At 57.0% G+C, this 25,973-nt stretch carries 24 protein-coding genes; 9 read left to right on the forward strand and 15 right to left on the reverse strand.

Annotated elements, in window-relative coordinates; all coding sequences use genetic code 11:
• Positions 1–19 precede the first annotated feature (19 nt).
• Entirely contained in the window at positions 20–847 is an 828-nt protein-coding gene (locus tag ACE3NW_RS06445) for an N-6 DNA methylase (protein ID WP_374281577.1), read from the forward strand.
• A gap of 75 nt (positions 848–922) precedes the next feature.
• Positions 923–4,249, forward strand: a complete 3,327-nt coding sequence (locus ACE3NW_RS06450; protein WP_374281579.1) for a UvrD-helicase domain-containing protein — start codon at positions 923–925, stop codon at positions 4,247–4,249.
• 222 nt (positions 4,250–4,471) lie between these two features.
• Here ACE3NW_RS06450 and ACE3NW_RS06455 read toward each other — a convergent pair whose 3' ends face one another.
• The 4 genes from ACE3NW_RS06455 to ACE3NW_RS06470 form a co-directional block, all read right to left on the reverse strand.
• Positions 4,472–4,729 (reverse strand): hypothetical protein, encoded by a 258-nt coding sequence (locus ACE3NW_RS06455; RefSeq protein ID WP_374281582.1) that lies wholly within the window; start codon positions 4,727–4,729, stop codon positions 4,472–4,474.
• 129 nt (positions 4,730–4,858) lie between these two features.
• Complete coding sequence (locus tag ACE3NW_RS06460) at positions 4,859–6,286, reverse strand: sigma-54-dependent transcriptional regulator (RefSeq protein WP_374281584.1); 1,428 nt, start codon at positions 6,284–6,286, stop codon at positions 4,859–4,861.
• Positions 6,287–6,357: 71 nt separating this feature from the next.
• The gene (locus ACE3NW_RS06465; RefSeq protein ID WP_374281586.1) at positions 6,358–7,596 is read right to left on the reverse strand and encodes an ATP-binding protein; all 1,239 of its coding nucleotides are present in this window, start codon (positions 7,594–7,596) and stop codon (positions 6,358–6,360) included.
• A gap of 3 nt (positions 7,597–7,599) precedes the next feature.
• Entirely contained in the window at positions 7,600–8,643 is a 1,044-nt protein-coding gene (locus tag ACE3NW_RS06470) for a DUF3365 domain-containing protein (protein WP_374281588.1), read from the reverse strand.
• Positions 8,644–8,899: 256 nt separating this feature from the next.
• Here ACE3NW_RS06470 and ACE3NW_RS06475 point away from each other — a divergent pair, with 256 nt between their 5' ends.
• From ACE3NW_RS06475 to ACE3NW_RS06490, 4 genes are all read left to right on the forward strand, one after another.
• Positions 8,900–9,367, forward strand: coding sequence for a cytochrome c3 family protein (locus tag ACE3NW_RS06475; protein ID WP_374281590.1), 468 nt, complete (start codon positions 8,900–8,902; stop codon positions 9,365–9,367).
• Positions 9,360–10,943 carry an ammonia-forming cytochrome c nitrite reductase subunit c552 gene (locus ACE3NW_RS06480; protein ID WP_374281592.1) on the forward strand — a complete coding sequence of 528 codons (1,584 nt, stop codon included), beginning with the start codon at positions 9,360–9,362 and terminating at the stop codon, positions 10,941–10,943. Before ACE3NW_RS06475 ends, ACE3NW_RS06480 begins: the two co-directional genes overlap by 8 nt.
• 257 nt (positions 10,944–11,200) lie before the next feature.
• The gene (locus tag ACE3NW_RS06485) at positions 11,201–11,692 is read left to right on the forward strand and encodes a C40 family peptidase (RefSeq protein WP_374281594.1); all 492 of its coding nucleotides are present in this window, start codon (positions 11,201–11,203) and stop codon (positions 11,690–11,692) included.
• Positions 11,693–11,936: 244 nt separating this feature from the next.
• Positions 11,937–12,506, forward strand: coding sequence for a MerR family transcriptional regulator (locus ACE3NW_RS06490; RefSeq protein WP_374281596.1), 570 nt, complete (start codon positions 11,937–11,939; stop codon positions 12,504–12,506).
• A 272-nt stretch (positions 12,507–12,778) separates the two neighbouring features.
• On the opposite strand, the gene ACE3NW_RS06495 is transcribed toward ACE3NW_RS06490, so the two are convergent.
• The 3 genes from ACE3NW_RS06495 to ACE3NW_RS06505 are packed head-to-tail and all read right to left on the reverse strand — an operon-like array spanning position 12,779 to position 14,496.
• Positions 12,779–13,264 (reverse strand): GNAT family N-acetyltransferase, encoded by a 486-nt coding sequence (locus ACE3NW_RS06495; protein WP_374281598.1) that lies wholly within the window; start codon positions 13,262–13,264, stop codon positions 12,779–12,781.
• A 2-nt stretch (positions 13,265–13,266) separates the two neighbouring features.
• Positions 13,267–14,079: a DsbA family protein gene (locus tag ACE3NW_RS06500; protein ID WP_374281600.1), complete on the reverse strand. Its 813-nt coding sequence runs from the start codon at positions 14,077–14,079 to the stop codon at positions 13,267–13,269.
• Between the two features lie 27 nt (positions 14,080–14,106).
• Positions 14,107–14,496 (reverse strand): response regulator, encoded by a 390-nt coding sequence (locus ACE3NW_RS06505; RefSeq protein ID WP_374281602.1) that lies wholly within the window; start codon positions 14,494–14,496, stop codon positions 14,107–14,109.
• 306 nt (positions 14,497–14,802) lie between these two features.
• Between ACE3NW_RS06505 and ACE3NW_RS06510 the strand changes: the two genes are divergently transcribed.
• Positions 14,803–15,591, forward strand: a complete 789-nt coding sequence (locus ACE3NW_RS06510; RefSeq protein ID WP_136398550.1) for a ParA family protein — start codon at positions 14,803–14,805, stop codon at positions 15,589–15,591.
• A 9-nt stretch (positions 15,592–15,600) separates the two neighbouring features.
• Here the strand turns inward: ACE3NW_RS06510 and ACE3NW_RS06515 are convergent, their stop codons facing one another.
• Complete coding sequence (locus ACE3NW_RS06515; protein ID WP_374281604.1) at positions 15,601–16,005, reverse strand: hypothetical protein; 405 nt, start codon at positions 16,003–16,005, stop codon at positions 15,601–15,603.
• A 356-nt stretch (positions 16,006–16,361) separates the two neighbouring features.
• Here ACE3NW_RS06515 and ACE3NW_RS06520 point away from each other — a divergent pair, with 356 nt between their 5' ends.
• Positions 16,362–17,321 carry a ParB/RepB/Spo0J family partition protein gene (locus ACE3NW_RS06520; RefSeq protein ID WP_374281606.1) on the forward strand — a complete coding sequence of 320 codons (960 nt, stop codon included), beginning with the start codon at positions 16,362–16,364 and terminating at the stop codon, positions 17,319–17,321.
• Between the two features lie 114 nt (positions 17,322–17,435).
• On the opposite strand, the gene ACE3NW_RS06525 is transcribed toward ACE3NW_RS06520, so the two are convergent.
• Together ACE3NW_RS06525 and ACE3NW_RS06530 are read right to left on the reverse strand one after the other, a co-directional pair.
• The gene (locus tag ACE3NW_RS06525) at positions 17,436–18,857 is read right to left on the reverse strand and encodes a transcription antitermination factor NusB (RefSeq protein ID WP_374281608.1); all 1,422 of its coding nucleotides are present in this window, start codon (positions 18,855–18,857) and stop codon (positions 17,436–17,438) included.
• A gap of 1 nt (position 18,858) precedes the next feature.
• Entirely contained in the window at positions 18,859–19,365 is a 507-nt protein-coding gene (locus ACE3NW_RS06530) for a DUF116 domain-containing protein (RefSeq protein WP_374281624.1), read from the reverse strand.
• Between the two features lie 88 nt (positions 19,366–19,453).
• Between ACE3NW_RS06530 and ACE3NW_RS06535 the strand changes: the two genes are divergently transcribed.
• Positions 19,454–19,786, forward strand: coding sequence for a hypothetical protein (locus tag ACE3NW_RS06535; protein ID WP_374281628.1), 333 nt, complete (start codon positions 19,454–19,456; stop codon positions 19,784–19,786).
• 60 nt (positions 19,787–19,846) lie between these two features.
• On the opposite strand, the gene fmt is transcribed toward ACE3NW_RS06535, so the two are convergent.
• Genes fmt through purF form a run of 5 tightly spaced genes read right to left on the reverse strand, consistent with a single transcriptional unit; the run spans position 19,847 to position 25,949 of the window.
• A complete protein-coding gene (gene fmt / locus ACE3NW_RS06540) occupies positions 19,847–20,860 on the reverse strand; it encodes a methionyl-tRNA formyltransferase (RefSeq protein ID WP_374281610.1) in 1,014 nt (337 codons plus the stop codon).
• Positions 20,833–21,351 carry a peptide deformylase gene (gene def / locus ACE3NW_RS06545; protein ID WP_374281612.1) on the reverse strand — a complete coding sequence of 173 codons (519 nt, stop codon included), beginning with the start codon at positions 21,349–21,351 and terminating at the stop codon, positions 20,833–20,835. The genes fmt and def overlap by 28 nt, the downstream gene beginning before the upstream one ends.
• A 14-nt stretch (positions 21,352–21,365) precedes the next feature.
• The gene (gene aspS / locus ACE3NW_RS06550) at positions 21,366–23,240 is read right to left on the reverse strand and encodes an aspartate--tRNA ligase (RefSeq protein ID WP_374281614.1); all 1,875 of its coding nucleotides are present in this window, start codon (positions 23,238–23,240) and stop codon (positions 21,366–21,368) included.
• On the reverse strand, positions 23,233–24,489 hold the full coding sequence (gene hisS / locus ACE3NW_RS06555; RefSeq protein ID WP_374281616.1) for a histidine--tRNA ligase: 1,257 nt from the start codon (positions 24,487–24,489) through the stop codon (positions 23,233–23,235). The genes aspS and hisS overlap by 8 nt, the downstream gene beginning before the upstream one ends.
• Before the next feature lie 56 nt (positions 24,490–24,545).
• Positions 24,546–25,949, reverse strand: a complete 1,404-nt coding sequence (purF, locus tag ACE3NW_RS06560) for an amidophosphoribosyltransferase (RefSeq protein ID WP_374281626.1) — start codon at positions 25,947–25,949, stop codon at positions 24,546–24,548.
• Positions 25,950–25,973 lie beyond the last annotated feature (24 nt).

Below are 25,973 nucleotides of genomic sequence, written 5' to 3' on the forward strand. Positions count from 1 at the left end.
CTTTTGCGCAGGAACCGCAATGCACACGCAACAAGCCATTCACAGCGCCCGACAGCTTTTTCCGCGTGGGCTTCAGCAGCCGGAAGGCAGCCTGCGCTTTGGCGCGGACGCTCTTTTGCTGGCAGCCTATGCCGCCCGCCACGTGGAAGGCATGAACGGCGCGGGGCGCAACAGGCTTGTGGCCGCCGAGCTGGGCTGCGGCTGTGGCGCGGCCCTGCTGGGTCTGGCCCTGCGCTGCCCTGGCATCACCGGTCTGGGGCTGGAGAGGGAACTTCCCCTTGTGCAGGCCGCCGCCGCCAACGCCCAGCTTCTTGGCCTTGCAGACAGGCTGCACTTTGCGCAGGCCGATCTGGCTGCATCAACATTTCTTTCGGCCCTGCCCGGCACTTTGGTCGGCAAGGCCGCAAACCTCGATCTGGTTCTGGCCAATCCGCCCTACGGCGTAGAAGGCCGGCCCTCGACCAGCCAGATGCGCGAACGTGCCTTGCGTGGTACGCAGGACAAGCAAGACCGCAAAGACGTGCTGCATGTCTTTTGCCGGGCTGCTGCCACTCTGCTGCGGCATCAGGGACATTTTTTTTGCATTTACGACGCGCTGGCCCTGCCGCAGCTTTGCGGCGCGCTCGATGCCGCCGGTTTTGGCCTGCGCGGTGTTCTGCCGGTCAGAACGCACGCGTCAAAGCCAGCCCTGCGGGTACTTGTGCTGGCCCGCAAAAACACGGCCCACCAGACCGCACTTGAAGCACCTCTGACGCTGCACACACGCCAAACAACTGCGGGCAAGGGCCGTTCCTGCGCCCCCCGCTGGTCGGCGCAGGCCCTGCGCTTCTGTTCCTGGCTTGGTTGAAGTGGCAGAGGCGCTGGCTGCATTTTTACTGACAATACAACAGAATATCCACACCGCATCGCCGCAGGGTGAACCATGAACTTCATAGCTGATCTGCACATACATTCCCGCTTTTCGCGCGCCACAAGCAAGGCCCTCAATCCGCGTCATCTGGCTGCCTGGGCCCGCTGCAAGGGCATCAATGTCTTGGGCACGGGCGACTTTACGCACCCGCAATGGCGGGCAGAGCTGGGCGAACAGCTGGTGCTCGACGAGGCCACCGGCCTGTACCGGCTGGCTGTGGAGCCGGAAAACCTCGAATTCATGGGGGCATCCGGCGGCCCCGGCCTGCTGGCATCCCCGGCCCCCCTGTTCATGTTGCAGACCGAGATCAGCTCCATCTACAAACGCGGCGGCAAGGTGCGCAAGGTTCACAACCTTGTGTTTGTGCCCACCCTTGAGGATGCGGAGCGCCTTTCGCGGCGTCTGGCGCAGATCGGCAACCTCAATGCCGACGGCCGCCCCATTCTGGGGCTTGATTCGCGTGATCTGCTTGAAATCATGCTGGAATGCGCCCCAGATTCGGTGATGATTCCCGCCCACGTGTGGACGCCCTGGTTTGCACTTTTTGGCTCCAAATCGGGCTTTGACAGGCTTGAAGACTGCTATGGTGATCTTTCTGAACATATTTTTGCCCTGGAGACCGGCCTTTCTTCCGACCCGGCCATGAACCGGCTTATCAGCGGGCTTGACGGCTACGCGCTTGTTTCCAATTCGGACGCGCATTCCGGGGCCAACCTGGGCCGCGAGGCAAATCTGTTTGCCGGGCAACCCAGCTATGCGGGCATGTTTGCGGCCCTGCGCGCCTCTGCCCGTCGGCAAGACCAGAGCGGCCTTGCTTGCCGCTTTATCGGCACAATGGAATTCTACCCCGACGAGGGCAAGTACCACCTCGACGGCCACCGTGCCTGCAACGTGGTGCTGGAACCAAAGGATTCTCTGGCCCTTGGCAATATCTGCCCTGTCTGCGGCAAGCCGCTGACCGTGGGGGTGCTGCACCGCGTTCTGGAACTGGCCGACCGGGAAACCGCGCCGGAACTGCCGCACGAACCAGAGGTGCGCCCTCTTATTCCGCTGGCCGAGGTGGTGGGCGAAATACTTGAAGTGGGCCCGACATCACGCAGGGTGCAGGAGCGGTACAGCCGCCTGTTGCATGAACTTGGGCCGGAACTGGATATTCTTTGCCGCCTGCCAGAAGCCGACATTCGCGCCCACTGGGAGCCGCTGGGCGAGGCCGTGGCCCGCATGCGGCGCGGGCAGGTCTTCCGCGAGGGCGGCTATGACGGTGAATACGGCACTGTACGCGTTTTTGCCCCAGAGGAACTGGCCGACATGCGCGGAGCCCTGCCCGGTGTTAAAGCGCCTGCCAAGAGGGGCCGCAAAAAGGCTGCCGATGCAGGCTGCGCGTCAATCACAACCGCTGGCCCTTCTGCCGTGCGGGTGCGCCGCGCCGCGCAACCTCTTGCAGAAACGGCTGAAGCCGACACTGCCACCAATTTTTCTGCCGTAAAATCTGCCACAAAACCTGACATCCAGGCTTATGCTTTTGCCTATTCAGCCGAACAGCAGGCGGCCCTCACCGCCGGGCCTGCGCCCGTACTGGTGCTGGCTGGCCCCGGTGCGGGTAAAACCCGCGTGCTTGTGGGGCGCTTGCAGTGGCTTGCAGAACAGGGTGAAAACATGGGCCGTGTGCTGGCCGTCACCTTTACGCGGCGTGCCGCCAACGAACTGCGCGAAAGGCTTGCGGGCGTTTTTACTGCAAATCATGGCGCTGCGCCGCAGTGCGATACCCTGCACGGCATGGCCTGGGCTGCCCTGCGCGCTGCCAGCGGCGACAATCCCCCGCTGCTGCTCGGCGATGACGCGGCGCGCAATCTCTTTCGGCTTTCCAACCCCGGCCTTGAGGCACGCGAAGCCCGTGACCTGTGGAATCGCCTTGTACTGGCGCGTGAAGGGGCAAGCCTGGCGCACGAGCCTGCCCAAAGCCCGCTGGCGCAGGCCGCTGCCAACTACGCGGCCCGCAAAAATGCAGGGCAGCGCTATGTGGATTATGCCGATCTGCTGGAGTGGTGGTTGGCCCATGCCAACACCTTGCCCCAGAGCGAAAGGCCCCGTCACGTGCTGGTGGACGAAGTGCAGGATCTTTCTGCCGTGCAGCTCGCCATTGTGCGCTCACTGTTGCCTGCCGACGGCAGCGGATTTTTTGGCATTGGCGACCCGGATCAGGCCATTTACGGTTTTCGCGGTGTCACGGGCCAGAGCGAAACCAGCTTGCGCGCCTGCTGGCCGGGGCTGGAGGTTTACCGGCTTGGAAAGAGCTACCGCTCAAGCCAGAGCGTGCTCGACATGGCCCGCAGCCTTTTGCTGCACAAGGGGCAGTGCGGCCCGCTGAAGGCAGCGCAAGAGCTTTCGGCTGACTTGCGCCTCTTTACCGCACCCGACGAACATGCCGAGGCCCGCTGGGTGGCCGCTCGCGTGCAGCATCTGCTTGGCGCAACGGCCCACACACTTATGGACAGGCAGGATCCCGACGACCTGTACGGCCTTGCCGGAACCCTCGCGCCGGGCGACATTGCGGTTCTTGTGCGGCTCAAGGCCCAGATCGCACCCTTGCAGGCCGCCCTTGAAAAAGCTGGCATTCCTTGCGCTGCACCCGCTCAAGATGCTTTTTGGCAAGATACTGCCTGCGCGCGCCTTTTGTCCCTGCTGGGCGCGGCTTGCGGTTTTGCGCAATTTTTTGCGGAAACGCCTGACGAAGCCAATGCCGCTGACGAGGGCGACACCTTGCCGCAAGAGTGGTGCGCAGCTGGCGGTCTGCCCGCGCCCGAAAGCATGTCGGGCTGGCTTGCGGGCAGGCAATGGGCGGGCGCTTTGTTTACCGGCAGCAACAGCTGGCGGCAGCTGTGCCGCACATGGAAGCAGTGCGGCAGCTGGGCGGGATTTTTTGAAGAGCTGGCCTGGCTGCGCGAGGCAGAACTGGTGCGCGAAAAGGCCGAACGGGTACAAATTTTGACGTTGCACGCTTCAAAGGGTCTTGAATTTCGGGCTGTATTTATACCTGGGCTGGAAGACGGCCTGTTGCCCCTGCAACGCGGCATGCTGTTTCCTGCCGGGGCAGAAAACGGCGCACTGGTTAATAACAGCCAAGCAACCTATCTTGATGAAGAGCGCAGGCTGCTCTATGTGGGGCTTACACGGGCGGCGCGGGCGCTTTTTTTGAGCCACTGCGCGCAGCGTACCCTTTATGGGCGCACCCTGCGCCTGTCAGCATCGCCCTTTATGAACCAGATACGCGATTTTTGCCGCCACAGCTCGCTGGCCGCGCATACCCGCAAGGAGCACAAACAGATCAGCCTTCTCTGATATTCTTGCCGCTGCCTTGGCGCAGGCAAAAAAAAGCGCCAGAGGCGCCGTGTAAGCTGTTGTGAACTCAACGGGATACTGAATGCAACACAGGCCCCGTGTCTGCCAGTGGCAAGGCGGGGCCGTGCTGAAAAATTGGACGCAACATTCTCTCCGGCCTGACAAATGCCATATCCGGCAAATAACAGCAGCTGAGAGTATCTGCTTGCGCAGGAAACGAGGCTATTCTTCGAGCCAGGAGTCGTCTTCAAGCACCTTGTAGCCGCGCACGGTGAGGTAAACCACGCCGTCCGCCTCTTCCACAAGGCCCGAAACTTCCACAGGCATGCTTACTTCGTCGTCCAGATCAACCCCCGCGCCGCGCGGCACAATGCGGTATTCCACATCGTCCAGCACAACAGCAACACGGGCCTGCCTGGCATCCACACAACGCGGCACTGCCGCAACATAGCCTCTAACGGTAATGGGACTCTTGTTCATAATCTCTAACATTGCCTTTCAATGCCCGTTTTTCTCGCCTATAGCTCCTTTTATTTTTTGACGCAAGCTCCCTGGGCAAATGCCGTTTTTTTCTTCTCTGACGCGCCTATTTACAAAATATATGCGCTGCTACAAACCGATTTTTTTCATCAGCTCGTACCAGTGGCCTCGCGATATGCCCGCCACTTCGGCAGCCTTGCGCACGTCCTCGCCGCTCAAGTCCCACACTTGCCGCACGTAGGCTTTTTCTGCCTGCAACTTCCACTCGCGCAGGCTGGGTGGGTTTTGCCCGGCAATATCCTGCCCGGCCATATCCTGTACCGACAAGCCACAAGCCGCCGATGCCGCAAGCCCCTTTGCGCTGCCCTCATGAGCAGCCTGCCCCATACGCCTGCGCACACAATCCACCCGCATATGGGTGGGCAGATGCACGGGCAGCAGCAGATCCCCCTTGCCTGCGGTAAGACAGGCCCGCTGGATACAGTGGATCAGTTCGCGCACGTTGCCCGGCCAGCTATATTCCAGCAGCATGCCCAGGGCATCATCCGAAAGGATTTTTTTGGGCTGGTCGCTGCCAAGGCAATAACGGGCAATGGCCTGCCGGGCCAGGGCTGGAATTTCGTCCAGCCTTTCGCGCAAGGGAGGAATCACGATGGTAATGCCCTGCAAACGGTAGAGCAGGTCTGCACGAAAGCTGTTTTCCTTTGCCATCATTTCAAGGTTTTTGTTGGTGGCCGCCACCAGCCTGAAGTCGCTGCTGACCTCGCGCACTTCGCCCACGGGCCGAAAGCGGCGCTGTTCCAGAGCACGCAAAAACACCCCCTGCATGGGCTGGGGCAAATCGCCCACTTCGTCCAGAAAAAGCGTGCCTTTGTCGGCAGCCAGCAACAGCCCGTCCCGCGCCCTGTCGGCCCCGGTGAAGGCCCCTCGGCTGTGACCAAAAAGATGGCTCTCTACAAGTGTTTCTGGCAGCGATGCGCAGTCTACCGTTATAAAGGGGCTTGCTGCCCGCCCACTGTTGCGAAACAGCGCCCGCGCAAACAGTTCCTTGCCCACGCCTGTTTCGCCCAGCAAAAGCACGTTTACTTCGCTTTTTGCTGCCTGCGCCAGCAGCTTGAGGGCTCGGCTCATACCCGGCCCAGAACCAAGGATGTGCCCGCTGTCGACCACCAGCGATTCGCTCCCTGGCATGCGGTTTTGCCTGAATTGCAAAACCTGCTTCAGACACTGCTCGATATCCCGCATCTGCAGGGGCTTGGTCAAAAATTCCCACGCCCCAGAGCGCAGCGCCGCCTCGGCATTGTCGCCGTCGCCGTTGCCCGTAATAACCACCACATCGGGACTTCCTGGCAAATGAGCAAAATCTGCCTGGTATTCCAGCCCGTTGCCGTCTGGCAGCCAGACATCGAGCAGCACCACATCCACGGGTTCAACCGCCATACGCAGGGCATCCTGAATACTGCCCGCCAGCAGAGTTTCATGCCCCATGCGGTTGCAGACCACCTGCACCATGGTGCGCATGAGCCCCTCGTCGTCCACCACAAGCACTCTGGCCATCAGTCTGACTCCTTGCGCGTGGGCTGCGCATCGTTTGTGACGGCATTACACACAGTTGTTGTGTACATGCCCTACCCCGCCAACTCTTCGCCCAAGGCATCTCTGGCATCTGCAATGGCAAGGCGCAACACCAGGGCCGCTTCCACAAGGCTGCTGACCTCGGCAGACTCTGCTGCGGCAGCGGCTACCCGCAGCCTGTCGAGCCGCATGACCCCTGCCGAATTTTTGCAGGCGTGGGCCGTGCGCCGCAGCTGTTCCCAGTCTGCTGCTGCCAATGCGGCATCCAGTGCCGCCTGCCGGTCACAAAGTTCGCCCGCCAGCACTTCCACAAGACTTTTCAGCACTGCGCCGTCATTATCCAGCGCTTCCAGTGCGGCGTTGCGGTTCCACAGCTCAAGCTCGCCGGGCTTAGGCACATCTGGCTGGGGAGGCAGACTATTTTTTTCTTCGCACTGCATTGCGCATTGGTCGGCTACAGGCGTGCCCGTCCTCTGCCCCTGAGAACATCCCCGGGATGCGACAATTTTATCAAGCTTACCGCGCAACTGGGCAAAACTTAAGGGTTTCAGAAACACGCCGTCTGCGCCAAGGTCTTCGCAGGTTTCTACAAATTCCCTGCTGGCCGTGGCCGTATACACGACCGCCAGTGTTGCAGCAAGAGCCAGCGTTTCGCCTTTGCGCAGGGCGGTCAGCACCTCCAGCCCGCTCATGCCCGGCAAGCGGCTGTCCAGTATGACAAGCTCCCACGGCCCTTGCCGGGGATCGCACAACATTTCGAGCGCATTTTCTCCACTGGCAACGGTACAGGCTTCTGCTCCCATGCCCGCCAGCATCTGGCGTAGCGCATAGGCGATGGACGCGGTGTCTTCTGCCACCAGCACTTTTTTGCCTTGCAGGGGCATGTGCCCTTGCTGCTCATTGGCACAATCTGTATTGCCTGCCCCAGCCAGCGGTTCCGCGCAAGGCTGTAGCAGCACATCAATCGTAAAACACGCCCCCTGCCCAGGGCGCGAGGCCAAGCGCACATCCCCCCCCATCAACCGTGCGAGAGTACGTGCTATGTTCAGGCCAAGGCCCGTGCCGGGTGTATGCGCGGTATCGCGACCGCGCTGAAAACTCTCAAACACCCGCACTTGATCATCTTCTGCCAGGCCCGGGCCGGAATCTGTTACGGCCACAGCCAGTCGCAAAAACTGGGGAGTGCTTTCAATACATGTGGCGTAAACGCGCACAGAGCCGGATTCGGTAAATTTCACCGCATTGCTGATGATATTGCCCAAGGCCTGCCGCAGGCGAAAACTGTCACCCACAGCTCAGGCGGGAAGATTCTGATCCATGCCCAGAGTAAGCGCGATTTCCTTGCTCTCGGCAATGGGGCGGTACAGGCCCACACAGTCTGACAGGCACTGGCGCAGATCAAAGGGTGCGGCCCGCAGGGCAGGCGCGCCCTGCTCCAGCGCGGCATGGTCCATTATGTCGCCCACCATCTCGCGCAGGGCTTCTGCCGCTTGTGCCAGATACCCCAAGGCCTTTTTGCGCTCGGCTTCCGGCAGGTCTTTTTTCTGTGCCAGTTCGCTCATGCCGACGATGGCGGTCAGCGGCGTGCGCATGTCGTGGCTCAGATGCCCCATAAACGCGCTTTTCATACGGCTGGCTTCTTCTGCCAGCCAGCGCCGGTGTGTGAGGTTGAACGTGATGCCGCCGATGGCAAGAACGCCCGTTATGGCAAGCAGGCCGTAGAGCAGGCGCATGTTGTGCAACTGCCTGTCGAGGCTTTTCTGAAATGCCGTTGCATCCTGGCTCACACTTATGCCGCCCAGCACTTCGCCCACCTTTCTGCCCACATGGCAACGCAGGCAGCTTTGTTGTGCCATAAGAACACTGAGCAGACGCAGGCCTTGTCCACGGCCCTGCTGTGGTGGTGTAAACACTTCGGGGGTTTCATCGGCACAACGCGCAAGGGCCGAGCGTTCCCACACGTCTGCCATGTTTTCTGGCCGCAAGGGCGCGCTGCTGATGATGCTTATGCTCACCCCTTCACGCGAGCTGCGCTCTGCCAGCTGCCGGCTCATGTAGGCCGGGTTTACCAGCACCAGCGTGCGGCCATCCTGCGTGGTGACTGTGCGCTCTGATTCCGGCAGCCAGGGGTTGGGCTGCCCATAGTCACTTTGTGCAACATATACACCGCCGTGTGCAGCATTCCAGTTTCTTGCGTCCATTAATTGCTGCGCCATTGTAGAAAGTCGTGTATGCTCAAGTTCGAGGCTGTGTTCGGCATTGACCTGCACGGCCTGCCTATACAGAACACCGGTAAGCACCAGCCATGCAAGACTTGCTGCAAGTGCCAACCACGGCATTTTTTTTGACTTTTTTATTGATTCGCGCAGCATTGCTCACCTTTTGACCTGAGTTGTCATATTTTTATGAATTTGTCGTATTTTTCTGATTTTTTCTGTGACTGCAATCACGGTTTATACGTCCATTTTTAATAACAGCTCAATTTTTTTACTTATTATTTTTTTAATTTATTTGCGTATTTTGGTACGGTTCTTGTTTTCTTGAGAGGGTTGCCGCCATTGGGGCGGCACGCAAGGAGCGAGTGAAGGAGGCTCTATGGGAACACCCCGCAATGGACCATGGCTTAAGGTGCTGTTGGGCGGCGTTGCGGCGGGAATGGTGCTTTTGGGTGTGCTAGCGTACGCCATGACGACAACTGACCAGCGACCGTTTTGCTCCAGTTGTCACATAATGCAGGAAGCGGCTGTTACCCAGAAAATGGGTACGCATGCCAAGCTTTCCTGTAACGAGTGCCATGCCCCGCACAATCTGCTGGCCAAACTGCCGTTCAAAGCCCAGGAAGGCTTACGTGACGTTATCGGCAACATTTCAGGCCACGACATTCCACGCCCTCTGAGTGTTCGTACCAAGGATGTGGTTAATGCCAACTGCATGGCCTGCCATAGTCAGACCAATGTAAACGTGGCCAGCATGGACGCAAAGCCCTACTGCGTGGATTGCCACCGGGGTATTGCCCACATGCGCATGATGCCCATAAGCACAAGGACGGTAGCCAATGACTAAGAGCAACATACACAAGGCCCTGGGAGCGGCGGCCCTGCTTGGCATGGTTTTGCTTACGGGCTGTCAGGATGTTTCCACAGACCTCAAGCCACCCAAGTACAAAACATCCATTCCTGAAAATGCGACGCGCATTTCGTCGTTCAAGACAGAATTTCCGCAACAGTACGCCTCGTACATGAAGAACAACGAAACGTCTGTCATGACGGAATACAAGGGGTCTATCCCCTACAACAAAAACGACAACGTCAATCCCTTGCCCAAGGGTTTCAAACACGCCCAGCCCTACCTCAAGAACCTGTGGCTGGGCTACCCCTTCATGTACGAATACAATGAAGCCCGTGGGCACACTTACGCCATCGAGGACTTTGTAAACATCGACCGCATCAACCGCTTTGCCGCCGACGGCAAGGGCGGCCTGCCCGCCACCTGCTGGAACTGCAAAACCCCCAAAATGATGGAATGGGTCAAGCAGTACGGCGACGCCTTCTGGTCCAAGGATGTCAACGAATTTCGCGGCAAGGACAAGATCGACGGCATGGACGAAACCATTGGCTGCGCCAACTGCCATGATCCTGTCACCATGGAACTGCGCCCCTACTCCGAGCCCCTCAAAGACTGGCTCAAGCGCAGCGGGCAAGACTGGGCCAAGCTTTCGCGTAACCAGAAGCGCAGCCTTGTGTGCGCACAGTGCCATGTGGAATACTACTTTACCCACAAGGACAACGGCCCCGCCGCCAAGCCCGTGTTTCCCTGGGACAACGGCTTTAACCCCGAAGACATGTACCAGTACTACAAGGGGCATGGCCCCAAGGGTACCGACGGCAAGCCAGGCCCATTTGTTGACTGGACCCACGCCGCCTCCAAGGTTGGCATGATCAAGATGCAGCATCCTGACTACGAAATGTTTCAGGATGGCCCCCACGGTGCTGCTGGCGTTGCTTGCGCCGACTGCCACATGCCCTACATGCGCGAGGGCGGCAAAAAGGTTTCCAGCCACTGGATGACCTCGCCCCTCAAGGATCCCGAACTGCGCGCCTGCCGTCAGTGCCATGCCGACAAAACCGCCGATTATCTGCGCAGCCGTGTGGAATACACCCAGAAAAAATCCTTTGACCAACTGCTCAAGGCTCAGGAAATCTCGGTCAAGGCACACGAGGCTGTTCGCCTTGCCAATGGATACGAGGGCAAGCGCTCGCCTGAATACGATGCCCTTATGACCGAAGCGCGCGAAATGGTGCGCAAGGGTCAGCTGTTCTGGAATTACGTTTCTGCCGAAAACAGTGTTGGCTTCCACAACCCGGCCAAAACCCTTGATACGCTCATGACCTCCATGGAGTGCAGCCAGAAGGCCGTTGACCTTGCCACCAAGGCCACGGAATTTGGCATTGCTGAACAGCTCTCCAAAAACATCAAGGAAACGGTTCCCCCGATTCTTGAAATGAGCCGCAAGTTGCAGCAGGATCCCGAATTCCTCAAAAAGAACCCCTGGACCAAGCTGCTGCCCACTCTGCCCAAGGCAGATCAGGTATGGAACGGCCAAACCCGCGTAAGCTCAGAGGCCAAGCCCGCTCAATAACACGTCCACTAGGCATTTTGGCATAACCATTGCCGCTGCCTCAATTACACCGGCCCCGCCCACGCGGGGCCGGTTTTTTTGTTCATGTTCCTTTCTGCTTCGATCTGTAGCGATGCTCGCCGTAGGCGTAACGAGTCGTAAACACGGTGGTGGCATCAGGCACGCAATTTGCTATCCTTCAAGTAAGTCCCAGAGTGTTCAATTTTTGACAGTTTGCAAATTTTGCAAACCCGGCAGGTTGCAGCATGGAAGCAGCAATGCACACACATACTTGGCGCGTTTGGCGTAACATGGCCCTGCTATTGGTATGCGCCGTACTTCTGACAGCCTGCGGCGCTTTTAGGTCCGCGCCGGATTCTGGCCCTGCGCCAGAATCTGCCCGCAAGGCTGTAAAGACCGCCTACACGCAGATGGGCAAGAAATACCGGCCAGGTGGAGCATCTCCACAAAAGGGCTTCGACTGTTCTGGCCTTATCTGGTGGGCATATCGCGAAAATGGCGTAAAAATTCCGCGCATTACTTCTGATCAGGCCAACAGCGGGCAACAGGTTCCGCTCTCCGCAGCACGGCAAGGTGATATACTTGTATTCCGCACAGGTTCTGGGCCACGTGGCCTGCACACCGGCATCTATGCGGGGGGCAATTCTTTTATCCACAGCCCCAGACGCGGCGAAAACGTTCGCGTTGAAAGCCTTGATATACCGTACTGGCGCACCAAGCTTATTGCCGTGCGCAGGGTTGTTTACTGATTAGCAGCATCGCCACTGCGCAATGGCGCAATGGTATTTTTGGCGGTATCGGCATTGCCTGTGCCGCCTTTTCTCTTTGCTGGCTTGCTATTAAATTTTGTTTGGAGTATTTCAAAAAATAATTACATCGGAATCACTTTGTTGCTGATTTCCGCTTCTGCCCACTCCCCTCATTTTATTCAATTTGTCGGGTTACTGCCTGCCATAAGTCTGGTGGCGTACCTTTTCCGGCACGGGAGGAAATATGGCACGCAAGGCTGCTGTAGCTGAAAGCCTGTTGAGTATTGCGGATATTTCTCGCCATTTTTCCCTGCCAGAATCTACCACTCGTTACTACTGCAAGCGCTTTGCGCAATTTATTCCCAGCGTGGGCGATGGGCGCAGAAGGCGCTATCGGCGTGAAACGCTTGATGTCATATCAGCAATACTTGAGCAGATGCAAAAATCACGCACTGCGGCAGCGGTTGAGGATGCCCTGAACGCGCGTTTTCCCCGCAACGCCGTGGCGGTTGCGGATGCCTGCCCTGCGCACGAAATGACCGACATTGCGGTTGGCAACGAGTATTTTCCCTCTGCCGCCTTGCAGATTCTGGAGCGTCAGACCAGCGCCATAGAGGGCATTGCCCATTTGCTGCAACTGGTGGTGCAGAGGTTGCCCGCGCCTGGTGGGACGCCCACCCCAGAAGTGGGCGAACTGAAACAGGAGGTTGCCAATCTGCGGACGCTGCTTGACGCCTCTGAAAAAACGCAACAGGCCGACCTGGACCAGTTGCGCACCTGGATGACAAGAGTAATCCGCAATCGCGGAAATTAAGGCCAGCAACAGGCCAGTGTTGCCATAGAAAAAGAGCAGCCCCAGTAAGGGACTGCTCTTTTTTTATATCCTGCTAAAGCCCGTGGGGATTTTTCAGCCCAGATGCACAACGCAGGCTACTGCCTGTTGCCAACTATTTTAGCAATCTGGTTGTCGTACTGCGCTGCTGATGATTTTTGTACCTCGCCGTTGCGGGCTTGCTTGCGGCTGGCAGATGCAGAATTTACCAAGCACAGAGGGCACAGCGGGCACACAGAACATACGTTCGCGCGCTACACCCTTTCCAGCCAGACAAGCGCAACGCCGGTTGCGGTTGTGTCCGTTTTGAAAGGCCTGAAACCAAACCTTTCGTATAAGCGCAAATTTCGCTCGCTTTTTGTACTTGTAAAAAGCACAAGGCGGTCAGCACATGTCAGACTTTGCACCCTGTTTTGCACCCGATTTTGCGCCTGTTCAATAATGGCTTCCAGCAGGGCTGAACCGCAGCCTCTCCCCTGCCATTGCGGCAGCACGGCAAGCCTGCCGATATAAAAACCATCCTGCGCTTCGTGGCCCCGTACCGTGCCCACAAGGGCATGCTGATCCGTCACGGCCTTGAGCATAATACCCTTGCGCCAGTCGTCTGCCAGCTCATCAAGGGTTTGGGTGAGCGGCGGTATGTTCCAGTCGTTCACCAGTTGGGCCTCGGCTGCAAAAGCAGCCTTTTGCACAGCCAGAATTTCGGGCAGGTCAAGCTGGCAAGCTGGCAGAATCTGCATTTTTACTTGCTGTTTTTCAGCGCCATATCTACGGCACTTTTAAACAGATCGAGCGGCAGCGCGCCGCGCACCACCAGATTGTTCACAAGAAAATACGGCGTACCCTCAATGCCCAGCTTCTGCGCGTCCTGCTGGTCTTCAGCAATGATGTCCGTAACCTTTTTGCTGTGAACATCCTTGGCAAGACGCTTCATGTCCACGTTGAGTCCTTCAGCCGTTTTTTTCAGAAAGACCTCGCCATCGGCAATGAGCTTGTCGCGGTCAGCAAAAAGGGCCTTGTAGAACTGCCACGCATTTTCTTCGCTCTGCTGCGATATGGCCACAAAATAGGCCGAGGCAATGTTGGCAGGGCCCTTTTCGTCCAGAGGCATATTTTTGAAAACAAGACTCACGTCCTTGCCGTATTCCTGCAAAATGGCGTCCACGGTTTTGGAAGCCTGCTGGCAGAAATGGCAAGTGAAGTCAGAAAAGGCAACTATGCGCACCTTGGCCTTGGGTGCGCCCATGACCGGGCGGCCCTCGGTCTTGACCGTTTTGTTCACCTTCATGTCTGCTGCCCACTGGGCTTCAAGGCTGTGCAGACGGCGCATATTTGAGCCCTGCTGCGCAATATCGAGCACAGATTCGCTCTGCCTGCGCAAAACGTCCATCACCAGTTCAGGACGCTCGCGAAACAGTTTTTCGAGAAATTTGGGCAGATTTTCTTCGGTAATTTCCACAGCGTTTGCCACGGCGCACTGCATTCCCGGCACAACGCCAGCCAGCATGCTGGAGGCCAGAATCATGGCCGCAGCTATTTTTTTGCCACTTTTCATGTATTTTTTCCTTATGAACAAAATTTTCTAGCCTTGCCCAGCCTCAAGGCGAATCTGGGTAACGGCGTCTTCAATTTTAAAAAGCAGCTCTTCAATGTCAACAGGCTTCATAAGGTAGCCAAAGGCTCCCTCGCTCATGGCCTGCACCGCAAGCTGCATATCAGCATGACCAGAAAGCAGTATCACCTGGGTTTTGGGCCAGCGCGAATGGATAATCTGTAGCGCAGACATGCCATCCATCACCGGCATTTTTACATCCATTATAATTACGCCATAGACATACTGCCCCATGGCATCAACGGCTTCCTGCCCGTTGGCGGCGGTTTGGCACTCGAACCCTCTTCGGCCAAGCCGTTTTGACAGTATGCGAGTAACGTCTGATTCATCGTCAACCAGCAGAATTTTTGCTTTTTCCATATGCGCTCCAACCAAGGGATTGTGGCTGTTTATCTACGCTTTTTAGCTACGCCGGGCAAGTTTGCCTTGCAAATTTTTGCTTTTCACCTTGACGCTCCCAGCCTGCTCTTTTACAAACAACCCAGTGCAGATGCTCGTGCCGCTCATGTTTCATGTGAAACACGAAGTTTTAAAACCTTCATATTAAACATACAAAGCTGCCGCCCTGCAAAAAATTTCATGCTCGTTGACGTACCTGCTCCCTCAAAAAATGCTGGTAGAAGCAGAACTTCCTCTAAATTCAGTCTATACGACTGGGAGGCCTCAATGGCGCGTATCATTTCCATTGCCAATCAAAAAGGCGGCGTGGGCAAAACCACCACTGCCATAAACCTTTCTGCCGCGTTGGCAGTTATGGAAAAAAAAGTTTTGCTGGTTGATTGTGACCCGCAAGCCAACAGCACCAGCGGCATTGGCCTGCATCAGGAAGATCTGCACGGCGACCTGTACAATACCTTTTATGAACCAGAAAAACTCAAAGAAAATATCGCAAAAACCCGATCGCCTTTTTTAGATATACTGCCTGCCAGCACGAACCTGGTGGCTGTTGAGCTGGAGCTGGTTGACAAAATGGCGCGCGAGTTTTTTTTGGACGAATGCCTCAAAAGCGTGCGCAACGATTATGAATACATCATCCTTGACTGCCCTCCCTCACTGGGGCTGCTGACGCTCAACGCATTGTGCGCATCGCGCGAGTTGCTTATTCCGCTTCAGTGCGAATTTTTTGCACTCGAGGGTATTGTAAAACTGCTGCAAACTTACGAGCAGGTAAAAAAACGCCTGAACCCAGACCTGTCATTACTTGGTGTGGTGCTTACCATGTACGACACCCGTAACAGACTGACCCGTGAAGTGAAAAACGAAGTGCGGCGGTGTTTTCCGGAACATCTGTTCGAAACGGTCATTCCGCGCAATGTTCGCCTTTCAGAAGCTCCCAGCCACGGCAAATCAATCATCCACTATGATATCAAATCCAAGGGAGCAGAGGCGTATCTGGGCCTGGCAAAGGAAATTGTTTTGCGCAGACCCAGCAAAAAGAACACCGTGCTGCAATAGCAGGCAAGCCTATTCCTTGGGGGTGGTGTGCTCGACTGCCATGTGTTTGTGAAAGTGTTTTTGCCTGATTGTGGTTCCGCAAGCGCGGCAATAAAAGACCAACAGGCCCCCAATGTTGGCATTGGTCAAAACAAAGGGTTGTGCCGGGTCATTGCGCCAATCGGCAGTGGTGGCCTGGCAGTGAGGGCATGTGACTGAAGGGCTGTAGGGGTATTTGAAATCCCAAAATTGCATAAGTTCGTCAAAACTGGCCAGCGGGCCAGCAGCCTGGGTAATTTCCTTGGGCCCGGCCTCGGCATCAAGCAGCTTGCGAACCTTGGGTTCCATTTTTTCCCACAGGGGCCAGGGAATGATGACAGAGGCAACATTGCCCTTGGCATCGGTGACATACTGAAGCAAAGGATTGTCGAGCATATACGGTCCTTGTAGTAATACAGGTAAACCCAAGCAGGGCTTTGGGCAGTGACAAAAAGCATTGCGCACACGGCAGATGCAACAGGCAACGGCAAAAATAAGCCCTCTGCCCTGCCAACAATAGCGCATAGCCTGCCGCGCCCCAAGGGGAAATGTCAAGAACACAAAACAAGCAAACCCACCAAGTTAGACCAGAAGCCAGCAACACAATAAATGTGAACAGTGGGAACGCGCAGTTTTCAAGCAAAGAACAAGATGATCGCAACACGGTTGTGCGCCGGCACTGGCATGGCAGCAAAAACCGCAAAGCAACAAAACGCCTGGCAAGCCACGCGCAGTAGAGTGAAGGAGAAACCATGAGCAGCAACAAGGGATTGGGCAGAGGACTTGACGCTCTGTTTGGCGGCAACGCGCCAAAGCAGGAACCGCAAGGGCAGGAAAGCGCCGTTAACCTTGTGCCGGTTTCATCCCTGCGGCCCAACCCAAATCAGCCCCGCAGGCATTTTGACGAAGCCGCATTGCGCGAACTGGCAGATTCCATCAAATCGCAGGGTATAATTCAACCACTGCTGGTGCGCCCGCACGGCGGCGAAAACATCTATCAGATTGTAGCTGGCGAGCGCCGCTGGCGAGCGGCACAACTGGCAGGGCTCAAAGAAGTGCCTGTCTATGTGCGCGAACTGAGTGACAAAGAGGTTATGGCTGCTGCACTTATTGAAAACTTGCAGCGCGAAGACCTCAACCCCATTGAAGAAGCGGAAGCCCTGCTGGCCCTGCGTGAAGCACTGGAATTAACGCAGGAGGAACTGGCTGCGCGTCTTGGCAAAAGCCGCCCAGCCATAGCCAACGCATTGCGCTTGCTGCAACTGAGCGCGGGCGCGAGGGCAGACATACAGGCAGGCCTGCTCAGTGCCGGGCACGCCCGCTGCCTGCTGGGCATAGACAACGCCATGGCTTCAGACGCCCTGCGTCAGCGCATTATCAGCCACAAGCTAACCGTGCGCGAAGCCGAAGAGGCCGCCGCCTTCTGGCGTGGGCACAACGCCCTGCCCTGGGAAAATCAGGACACGCAACCGCAACCGCGTACCAAGACACCACGCAAAAAAAGCCCACAGTTCAAAACATTGCAGGTAAACCTGAGCCAGAGCCTTGGCTGCAAAACCCAGGTCAGCGGCGACGAAAACGGCGGGCGCATTGCGCTTGCCTATGCCAGCAAGGAAGAACTGGAAATGCTGCTTGATAAACTTGGTGTTGCACTGCCCGCAGCAGCTGAAGAAACTGAGACATCTGAAAAAACTGAAAATCCAGGCGAATAGCTGCCAGAAATCTGCACAGCAGGCACGGGCAGCCCTGTGGACTGAATGACTGAATACTGAATCTTTGAAGGAATAAAAAAAGCGCATGCGGGGTTTCCGCATTGCGCTTTTTTTTTACTTCTTGCACACCACTGCGCCAAACATTCCTTCCAGCCAGGCGTGATCATGGGGCGTTTGCCACTGCCTGACCATCCGAATGTTTGGATACTTCCTCACGAGCTGGTCTATCTGCCTTTCATTTTCCTGCACACGCAGAGTACAGGTAATGTAGGCAAGCTCACGGCCAGGTTGCAGCAGGCCCACCAAACGCTCAAGTATGCAACGCTGCAACTGCTCGTGTTCCACAGCCTGTTGTTGCGGTCTGCGCCGGATATCAGGCCTGCGTGAAAGAACGCCAAGGCCGGAACAAGGAGCATCAACAAGCATATGGCCGCTCCACTCCGCCACGGGTGGATTGGCTGCATCAGCCAGTGCCGTGGCAGGCTCCGGAAGCGCGAGCCTTTGGCACTGGCCGGGCAAACCCGCCAAACGCTGGCGGCTGCGGTCTGTAGCCAGAGGAACTGCAACACCGCGCTCCAGCAGGGCGACAGTCTTGCCGCCAAAACCCGCGCACACGTCCCACACCGGGGAATCCCAGTTGTAAAGATCCAACTGTTCAAGGGCAAGTTGTGACCCGGCCGACTGAAACGAAAGCGCGCCCAAAGCCTGCAAAATTGCAAGGGGCTTGCCACTAACCTCTGAGGGCAAAGCACCGGGCGCAAAAGCAACCCCCCATCGTCCAACAGCAGAACCACCGCAGGCAAGCAGTGCCTCATGCAGCAAAACCGCGTCCGAATGCATGGCGTTGACCCGCAGGGCGCTCCACGGGCGTTCAAAGGAGCGCTGCGCCAGCTGTACGGCAGCATCCTGCCCATAGTGCTTGTTCCAGTGCCCGACTATCCATACCGGCAAAGAATAAAAAAGAGCAATATCCTGGGGGCTACCCAGCGCCCTGCCGTCGGCAGCATAAAAATCCTGCTGCCGGGGCGCGTCACCAAGCCTTTGCACCGACCGCAAAGCACCGTTGGCGACCTTTGCAAGGCCCTGCCCGTACAGGGCAGAAGCGGTATCCACAGCACAATATATGGCAGCGTGGTCGGGAACGCGGTCCTGAAAAAGCAGGCCGTACACGGCAAGCCCAAGCACGAGCTGCAAAGGGCGGGGCAAGGACTGTGGGCGGGGCAACACCCTGGACAAAATAAACGCAATGCGGATTTCTGTACGCAGAAACCCGTACACCAGCTCGGAGCACAAATTGCGCTCAACAGCGGGCAAGGATGCGAAAAACTCTGACGAAGAAACAGCGTGACTGCCCTGTGCTGCCCTGCCCTCTTCTACATGCGCAAAAGCTGCGGCCAAGGCCTGCTGGGCACTCAGCCCGCCATCAACAAGCAAAAGGGCAACCAGTGCTGTATTACGAGCATTGGGCGCAAGCCTGCGCATTTGCGGCGGTAAACAAGAAAACATGTCCTTAGGACCTATTGCGGTATGGTTCATGCTACGCCCTGCCCTGCGTTACGCGCTGTTTCAATCCGAGAAAAATGCGTACCGCGTCTTCCAGCGCATGCAAGGGAACAAGGGTATCTACGCACGGGCCATGCGGGCGCTGGTTAAGAACGCCAAAAACAGGCAAGGGGTAACTGTCCTGAATGCCAGAGGTCAGATCGCGCTCACAGGCAACAGCAATAATGCAGCGGGGTCTTGTCTGCACAACAATGCGTCGGGCAATGGTTCCGCCAGTGGCAATGGCCAGGCGAACACCATACTTGTCGCGCAGATTGAGCAGATCCCCCACGGGGCATTTGCCGCAACGTTGACAGTTGTTGGGGTCGTGTACCAGCCGATAGGGACAAAGCGCCTGCTGCACGCAATGCGGCAAAAGCAGCAACAGCTGTCCAGGTTCCACGGTACAGCCGCTGGCCAGCACAAGCTCGTTGTTCACCTTGATAAAACTGCGACGCACTCTACCTCTATCAATGCCAACGAGTTTTGCCAGCAATTCCATAAGCGGAAAAAAAAGACGCACAGTGATGTGGCGCACACTGTCCACACCGGGCAAGGATTTACCGGTATAAATATGAAAAATGAGCAGTATGCAAAGCCACAAAAGAGCGACAATAATGCTCAATCCAACAGCAATGCTCAAACTTGGCAGCCAGTTATTGGTTGAAAAAAATCCAATCCACGGCAATACAAGAAAAAAAGCGACAACAGCACACAGCAAGAGGCATGAGGCAAGCATAAGCCCGATAAAAACACGCTTGCGCGCGCCACCGTACTGCTCGGCAGGCAGAGAAAAGGGCGATTTGCGAAACATGGAGCCTCCGCTGCGTCAGCCAGAAAGAATATTTTTTAGAAATGCCCAAAACAGCCAGAAAAAGCCCCTGAGAGAAACGCAAGCCCGCAACGCGAACTATGACCCCTAAAAAGAAAAAACGAGGCTCAAAAGAGCCTCTGTGAGATCACGGTAAAGTCGACAAAAAGGCTCATTCTCCAGCAACGGGCGCTCTGGCCACACCGCATACACCCTTGGGCAGCCCGCGCAAAATTCCGTTGAGCAGATCGCGGGCAGACATATCTTTCTTTCCCTGTGGACGAACGGTGGAAAGCACATACCAGCAATCGGCGCATGCCACGCTGAGGCCTTCTGGACCTGAATGAACAGAACCAGGCACTGCCCCTCCCGTAGGCGTTCCCACTCTGCCGGGCGAAAGGATAAGCGAAAGCGGGGACCTTTTCAGCCCGTCGGTTCCGGCTGTTTCAAAAACCGTGCGCGCGCCGGGCCAGGGTGTAACGCCGCGCACACAGGCGTGAACCTGCGCAGCGGGCAAAGACCAGTCTATAAATCCGTCTTCCTTGGAAATTTTTGGGGCATAGGTCGCAAGGGAATCATCCTGATCAACAGCCTTGGCCTTGCCGTCCAGTATGTCATCAAACACACGCACCAGCAGCTCTGCGCCTAGTCCCGCAAGGGCATCGTGCAACGTCCCAGCGGTATGCTCGCCGATTGCGAGGTCATCGGTGGCAAATACGGGGCCGGCATCGAGCTTGCTGACAATGCGCATTATGGAAATACCGGCGCGTGCGCCGGGTTGCCAGCCTTCCACCACCGCACGCTGTATGGGCGCTGCACCGCGCAGGCCGGGCAGAAGAGATGCGTGTACATTAATGGAATCAAGCGTGGGCATGGCCAGAACGGCATCGGGCAAAATAAGGCCGTAGGCTGCCACAGCCAAAAAATCAGGCTTCAAGGCGGCAAGTTCGGCCTGCGCCTCAGCGCCCTTGAGGCTGGCTGGCTGCAAAACAGGCAGACCAAGCTGCAAGGCCAGCTTTTTAACAGGCGATTCTGCCAGTTTATGCCCACGGCCTGCGGGCCTGTCGGGCTGGGTATATACGGCAACAATTTCGCCACGAGGCCAAGCCGCCAGCCTTTTCAGGCTGGCGGCGGCAAACTCTGGCGTTCCCATGAATACTATACGGCACTTTTGCGTTTGAGCCATTTTTTCACCTTGCTGTCGTACAGGGTGCGGCGCAGCCTGCTTATCTTGTCGATAAACAGTATGCCGTCGAGATGGTCATATTCATGCTGAATGATAATAGCGGGAAACTCCTCAAGATCCTCTTCGATGATATTACCATCCAGATCCGTTGCGCGCAGATGAACATTGCTCATGCGGTGTACGTCCGCACGGTAGTTCATGGGTACGGAAAGGCACCCCTCCTGCTCGCTGACCACTTCCTCGCCGCTCAGGGTCAGCACGGGGTTGATGAGAACCCTGGGCTGTTTTTCCTCATCCTTCATGGCAGGGTCCATGACCAGCATGCGGATATTGCGGCCCACCTGGGGCGCGGCAAGCCCAACACCGGGGGCGGCGTACATGGTTTCAATCATGTCAGCCGCAAGCTGACGGATTTCTTCCGTCACCTCGGTTACAGGCTTGCACACTTCCTTGAGCCTGGGGTCAGGATAGACGACAATATCAAGAATCATGCAGGATTATCCCCCTATGGCTTGTCGGCTGCTGCGCCGTCCTTTTTCTGCTCCGTACCGGGCACTTCACGCAGGCGCAGCCCCAGTTCGCGCAGTTGACGCGAAGAAACCGTGGAAGGCGCGTCTGTCATAAGGCAGGTGGCCTTTTGCGTCTTGGGGAAGGCAATGACATCGCGGATGCTGGGCGAGGAAGAAAGCAGCATTACGAGGCGGTCGAGGCCAAAGGCCAACCCGCCGTGCGGGGGCGCGCCAAGGTCGAGCGCCTGAATGAGAAAGCCGAACTGCTCTTCTGCCTGTTCGGGTGTGAAGCCAAGGGCCTCAAACATGCGGCGCTGCACTTCGCCAGAATGGATACGTATGGAACCGCCGCCCACCTCGCAGCCGTTGAGCACCATGTCGTAAGCACGGGCGCGGGCCTTGGCGGGATCGGTGACCATCAGTTCCATATGGCCGGGCGCAGGCGAGGTAAAGGGATGGTGGCAAGCCACATAGCGCTTGTCTTCCTCGTTGTACTCGTACAGGGGGAAATCTGTAACCCACAGGAAATTAAAGCTGTTTTCAGGAATCAGCTTGAGGTGGTTAGCAAGGTGGACACGCAGATTGCCAAGCGCGGCATTGACCATGGAAGGCTCGCCAGCCTGGAAAAACACGATGTCGCCAATCTGAAGATCAAGCGCTTCCGCAATGCCCTTGCGTTCTTCTTCAGAGAGGAACTTGGCAATGGGCGACTGCCATTCGTCGGCCTTGATCTTGATCCAGGCAAGCCCCTGCGCACCGTAAATTTTGACAAATTCGGTAAAGGCGTCAATTTCCTTGCGGGTCATGGATTCGCCGCCAGGAACCTTCATGCCCTTGACCAGCTGGGCAGTCGCAAAAAGCTTGAAGCCAGAGCCACGCACAATCTCGGTAAGATCGAGCAGTTCAAGGCCAAAACGGGTGTCGGGCTTGTCCACGCCGTAGCGGGCCATGGCTTCGTCCCAGGGCATGCGGGGGAAAGGAAGAGTGAGTTCCTTGCCCATCACATCCTTGAACACGCGTGCCATGAGGCCTTCGGCAATGCCCATGACCTGTTCTTCGTCGGCAAAGCTCATTTCAAGGTCAACCTGGGTAAATTCGGGCTGACGGTCTGCGCGCAGATCTTCGTCGCGGAAGCAGCGCACAATCTGGAAATAGCGTTCCATACCGGCCACCATAAGCAGCTGCTTGAACAGCTGGGGCGACTGCGGCAGGGCATAGAATTCGCCGTTGTTCAGGCGGCTGGGCACAAGAAAGTCACGCGCACCTTCGGGGGTGGACTTGGTGAGCACCGGGGTTTCCACTTCTGTAAAGCCGTTATCGTCCAGAAAACGGCGAGCAGCCTGTGATACCTTGTGGCGCAAACGCAAATTGGCCTGCATGCGCGGCCGACGCAGATCAAGATAACGCCAGGTAAGGCGCAGGTTTTCACCAGCGTCGCTGCGGTCTTCGATGGGGAAAGGCGGCGTTTTGGAAGTGTTGAGCAGCTTCCATTCATAGGCCACAATTTCAATCTGCCCGGTAACCATACCGGCATTGACCATGCCGTCGGGGCGGGGGCGAACCTTGCCCTTGACCGCAAGCACGTATTCCGAACGCAGAATATGGGCATTTTCGTGGGCCGCAGGGGCGATATCGGGGCTGAACACAATCTGGGTCAGCCCATCGCGGTCGCGCAGATCGACAAAAATCAGGCCGCCGTGGTCGCGGCGGTACTGCACCCAACCCATCAGGCAAACATCTTCACCATCATTATTGATGGTCAGCTGGCCGCAGGAATGACTGCGCTGCCAGTCTCCAAGCTCAGTGACGAATTTCTGGTGTTCGCGCTGCACATCCTGCTGCGCGTCCTGTGTCTGCATCTGTTCAGTCATTGTTGGTTCCCGTTTGCAAGAATTGGAGTACACCCGACTGCGGCACAGAGCACTGCTCGCCGCTTTCAAGGTTTTTGACGACCACTGTGCCCTGGGCGGCTTCATCTGGGCCTATGATCAGACAATGCCTGGCGCCGGATTTACCGGCCTGACGCATAAGGCTTTTAAAACCGCCTTCACTGAAATTCATTTCGCCACTCAAACCGGCAGTACGCAGCATCTGGGCAAGCAGCCAGCCCTGGGTGCGGCTTTGCACATCCATGGCCACCAGATAAAAATCGGCAGCTGCACCGCCGCCCTCGCCCATCATGAGCGCAAGGCGTTCCATGCCGCAGGCAAAGCCCACGCCCGGCACGTCTGGCCCGCCAAGACTTTTTACCAGTCCGTCATAGCGGCCACCGCCAGCAACTGCGGCCTGCGCACCAATGCTGCCGCTCACCACCTCAAAAGTGGTGCGGCAGTAATAGTCGAGACCGCGCACAAGCCTGTGGTCAAGCTCGTAGGGCAAACCCTGCCCGTCCAGAAGCTGCAAGACCGTATCAAAGTGAGCGCGGCACTCTGGGCAGTTGTAGTCGAGAAGCTTGGGGGCGTTGTCGGTAATGGCGCGGCAACCGGGCTGCTTGCAATCGAGCACGCGCAGGGGATTGGTTTCAACCCTGCGGGCACAGTCGGGGCAAAGGGCATCGCGGTCAACACCCTTAAGATAATCAAGCAGAGCCGCCTTGAACTTGGGCCTGCACTCGGAGCAGCCAAGCGAATTGATCTTGAGTGTCAGGTCTGTGAGCCCAAGGTCTGACAAAAAGCGCAGCAGCATGCTCACCAGTTCGGCATCGGCCATGGGGCTCTGGCTGCCCAGGCACTCGCAGTTGATCTGGTGAAACTGGCGCATGCGCCCCTTTTGCGGGCGCTCATAACGAAACATGGGGCCCGTGGTGAACAGGCGGCTCACAGGTTCGCGGTTGGTCAACCCGCTCTCGATATAGGCGCGCATGACGCCCGCCGTGGCTTCGGGCCGCAAGGTGAGCGAACGTCCCTTGCGGTCGGGAAACGTGTACATTTCCTTTTGCACCACATCGGTTTCTTCGCCTATGGAGCGGCAAAAAAGCTCGGTAAACTCCAGCAGGGGCGTGCGCAGCTCTACGAATCCGTAGCGGCCAAAAACGCCACGCGCCGTGTTTTCGATGCGTGTAAACTGATCGCTGTCAGGCGGAAACATGTCCGCAAAACCCTTAATGCGTGCGATACTCATGGCTTCCTCTTAAAAAACTCGCTGCGGCACTGGCACGTCAGCGTGAAAGAACTGGTCTACCTTGCGGCGCAGGCAGATTCAAGGCTGAATTTACCCCCGCAGTCGTCGCACGGCACGGGGTATTCACCGGTAAAACAGGCCATGCAATAGTGCCGGGGCTGGCTCACAGAACCGAGCAGACCGTCAATACTCAGATAATGCAGCGAATCGACATCAAGCTTGCGGGTGATCTCTGCCAGATTGTGCTGGGCCGCGATAAGTTCGCCGCGAGAAGAAAAGTCTATGCCGTAAAAACAGGGAAACTTTACCGGCGGGCTGGAAATGCGGATATGCACCTCGCTGGCCCCAAGTTCGCGCAGCTTTTTAACGCGGGTCATCATGGTGGTGCCGCGCACAATACTGTCGTCAATAATGCAGATGCGCTTGCCTTCGATCATCTCGCGAACGGGATTGATCTTAACCCGCACGCCAAAGCTGCGCATGCTCTGCGAAGGCTGAATAAAGGTTCGGCCCACGTAGTGGTTGCGTATCATGGCGTGCTCATACGGCAGGCCGGAGCGTTGGGCAAAACCAAGGGCCGGATAAATGCCCGAATCGGGGAATGGCATGACGTAATCAACCTCTGGTGCGGATTCGTCAGCAAGGTTCCAGCCCATTTTCTTGCGGCACAGGTAAACCTGTTCGTCAAAAATATACGAGTCGGGCCGGGCAAAATAGACCAGCTCAAAAATGCACTGGCGCGGCCTTTCGGGCAGCGGGCCCATAAGGTGTTCGCTGCGCACGCTGTTGCCGTTCACAATGACAATTTCACCAGGCTCAACAGAGCGCTCGAACTGTGCTTCCAAAAGGTCAAAGGCACAGGTTTCCGAGGCAAACACAGGGCTGCCGTTCATGCGGCCAAAAGCCAGCGGGTGGAAGCCGTGCGGGTCGCGCACAGCAACCATGACGCCGTCCACCATCACCAGCAGGCAGTAGGCCCCGCGCACACGCGCACAGGTTTCCTTGACTGCGCCGGGCAGATCATTGTGCCTGAGCGCGCGCACCAGAAGATGCATGAACACTTCGGTGTCATTGCTGGTAGAAAAAATGGCGCCTTCGTTTTCAAGGTCTTCGCGCAGTTGGGCCGCGTTGACCAGGTTGCCGTTGTGGGCAAGCACCACATCGCGCCCCTTGAAATGGGCGAGAAAGGGCTGCGCATTGCTGCTTGAAGACCGCCCCGTGGTGGAATAACGCACATGGCCAATGGCTGTTCTGCCCGTCAGGGCCTTAAGGTCGGCCTCTGAAAAAACATCGGGCACAAGGCCCATGCCCTTGTGTTCGTGTACGCCGTCTGTGTCAAAGCTGACAATGCCGGCGCTTTCCTGCCCGCGATGCTGCTGTGCGTACAAACCGAAATAAGCCAGACGAGCCGCTTCTTCATGGTCGTAAATGCCGAATACGCCGCATTCGTGCTTGATCATAGGCCTTACTTCTTCAGTTTTTTG

Source organism: Desulfovibrio sp. (genome assembly GCF_041907885.1).
Lineage (GTDB): Bacteria > Desulfobacterota > Desulfovibrionia > Desulfovibrionales > Desulfovibrionaceae > Desulfovibrio.

Coding starts and splice junctions, on each gene's coding strand:
- ACE3NW_RS06445 (WP_374281577.1), top strand. CDS start 20: ATGCACACGCAACAAGCCATTCACAGCGCCCGACAGCTTTTTCCGCGT.
- ACE3NW_RS06450 (WP_374281579.1), top strand. CDS start 923: ATGAACTTCATAGCTGATCTGCACATACATTCCCGCTTTTCGCGCGCC.
- ACE3NW_RS06455 (WP_374281582.1), bottom strand. CDS start 4,729: ATGAACAAGAGTCCCATTACCGTTAGAGGCTATGTTGCGGCAGTGCCG.
- ACE3NW_RS06460 (WP_374281584.1), bottom strand. CDS start 6,286: ATGGCCAGAGTGCTTGTGGTGGACGACGAGGGGCTCATGCGCACCATG.
- ACE3NW_RS06470 (WP_374281588.1), bottom strand. CDS start 8,643: ATGCCGTGGTTGGCACTTGCAGCAAGTCTTGCATGGCTGGTGCTTACC.
- ACE3NW_RS06475 (WP_374281590.1), top strand. CDS start 8,900: ATGGGAACACCCCGCAATGGACCATGGCTTAAGGTGCTGTTGGGCGGC.
- ACE3NW_RS06480 (WP_374281592.1), top strand. CDS start 9,360: ATGACTAAGAGCAACATACACAAGGCCCTGGGAGCGGCGGCCCTGCTT.
- ACE3NW_RS06485 (WP_374281594.1), top strand. CDS start 11,201: ATGCACACACATACTTGGCGCGTTTGGCGTAACATGGCCCTGCTATTG.
- ACE3NW_RS06490 (WP_374281596.1), top strand. CDS start 11,937: ATGGCACGCAAGGCTGCTGTAGCTGAAAGCCTGTTGAGTATTGCGGAT.
- ACE3NW_RS06495 (WP_374281598.1), bottom strand. CDS start 13,264: ATGCAGATTCTGCCAGCTTGCCAGCTTGACCTGCCCGAAATTCTGGCT.
- ACE3NW_RS06500 (WP_374281600.1), bottom strand. CDS start 14,079: ATGAAAAGTGGCAAAAAAATAGCTGCGGCCATGATTCTGGCCTCCAGC.
- ACE3NW_RS06505 (WP_374281602.1), bottom strand. CDS start 14,496: ATGGAAAAAGCAAAAATTCTGCTGGTTGACGATGAATCAGACGTTACT.
- ACE3NW_RS06510 (WP_136398550.1), top strand. CDS start 14,803: ATGGCGCGTATCATTTCCATTGCCAATCAAAAAGGCGGCGTGGGCAAA.
- ACE3NW_RS06515 (WP_374281604.1), bottom strand. CDS start 16,005: ATGCTCGACAATCCTTTGCTTCAGTATGTCACCGATGCCAAGGGCAAT.
- ACE3NW_RS06520 (WP_374281606.1), top strand. CDS start 16,362: ATGAGCAGCAACAAGGGATTGGGCAGAGGACTTGACGCTCTGTTTGGC.
- ACE3NW_RS06525 (WP_374281608.1), bottom strand. CDS start 18,857: ATGAACCATACCGCAATAGGTCCTAAGGACATGTTTTCTTGTTTACCG.
- ACE3NW_RS06530 (WP_374281624.1), bottom strand. CDS start 19,365: ATGGAATTGCTGGCAAAACTCGTTGGCATTGATAGAGGTAGAGTGCGT.
- ACE3NW_RS06535 (WP_374281628.1), top strand. CDS start 19,454: ATGCAAAGCCACAAAAGAGCGACAATAATGCTCAATCCAACAGCAATG.
- fmt (WP_374281610.1), bottom strand. CDS start 20,860: ATGGCTCAAACGCAAAAGTGCCGTATAGTATTCATGGGAACGCCAGAG.
- def (WP_374281612.1), bottom strand. CDS start 21,351: ATGATTCTTGATATTGTCGTCTATCCTGACCCCAGGCTCAAGGAAGTG.
- aspS (WP_374281614.1), bottom strand. CDS start 23,240: ATGACTGAACAGATGCAGACACAGGACGCGCAGCAGGATGTGCAGCGC.
- hisS (WP_374281616.1), bottom strand. CDS start 24,489: ATGAGTATCGCACGCATTAAGGGTTTTGCGGACATGTTTCCGCCTGAC.
- purF (WP_374281626.1), bottom strand. CDS start 25,949: ATGATCAAGCACGAATGCGGCGTATTCGGCATTTACGACCATGAAGAA.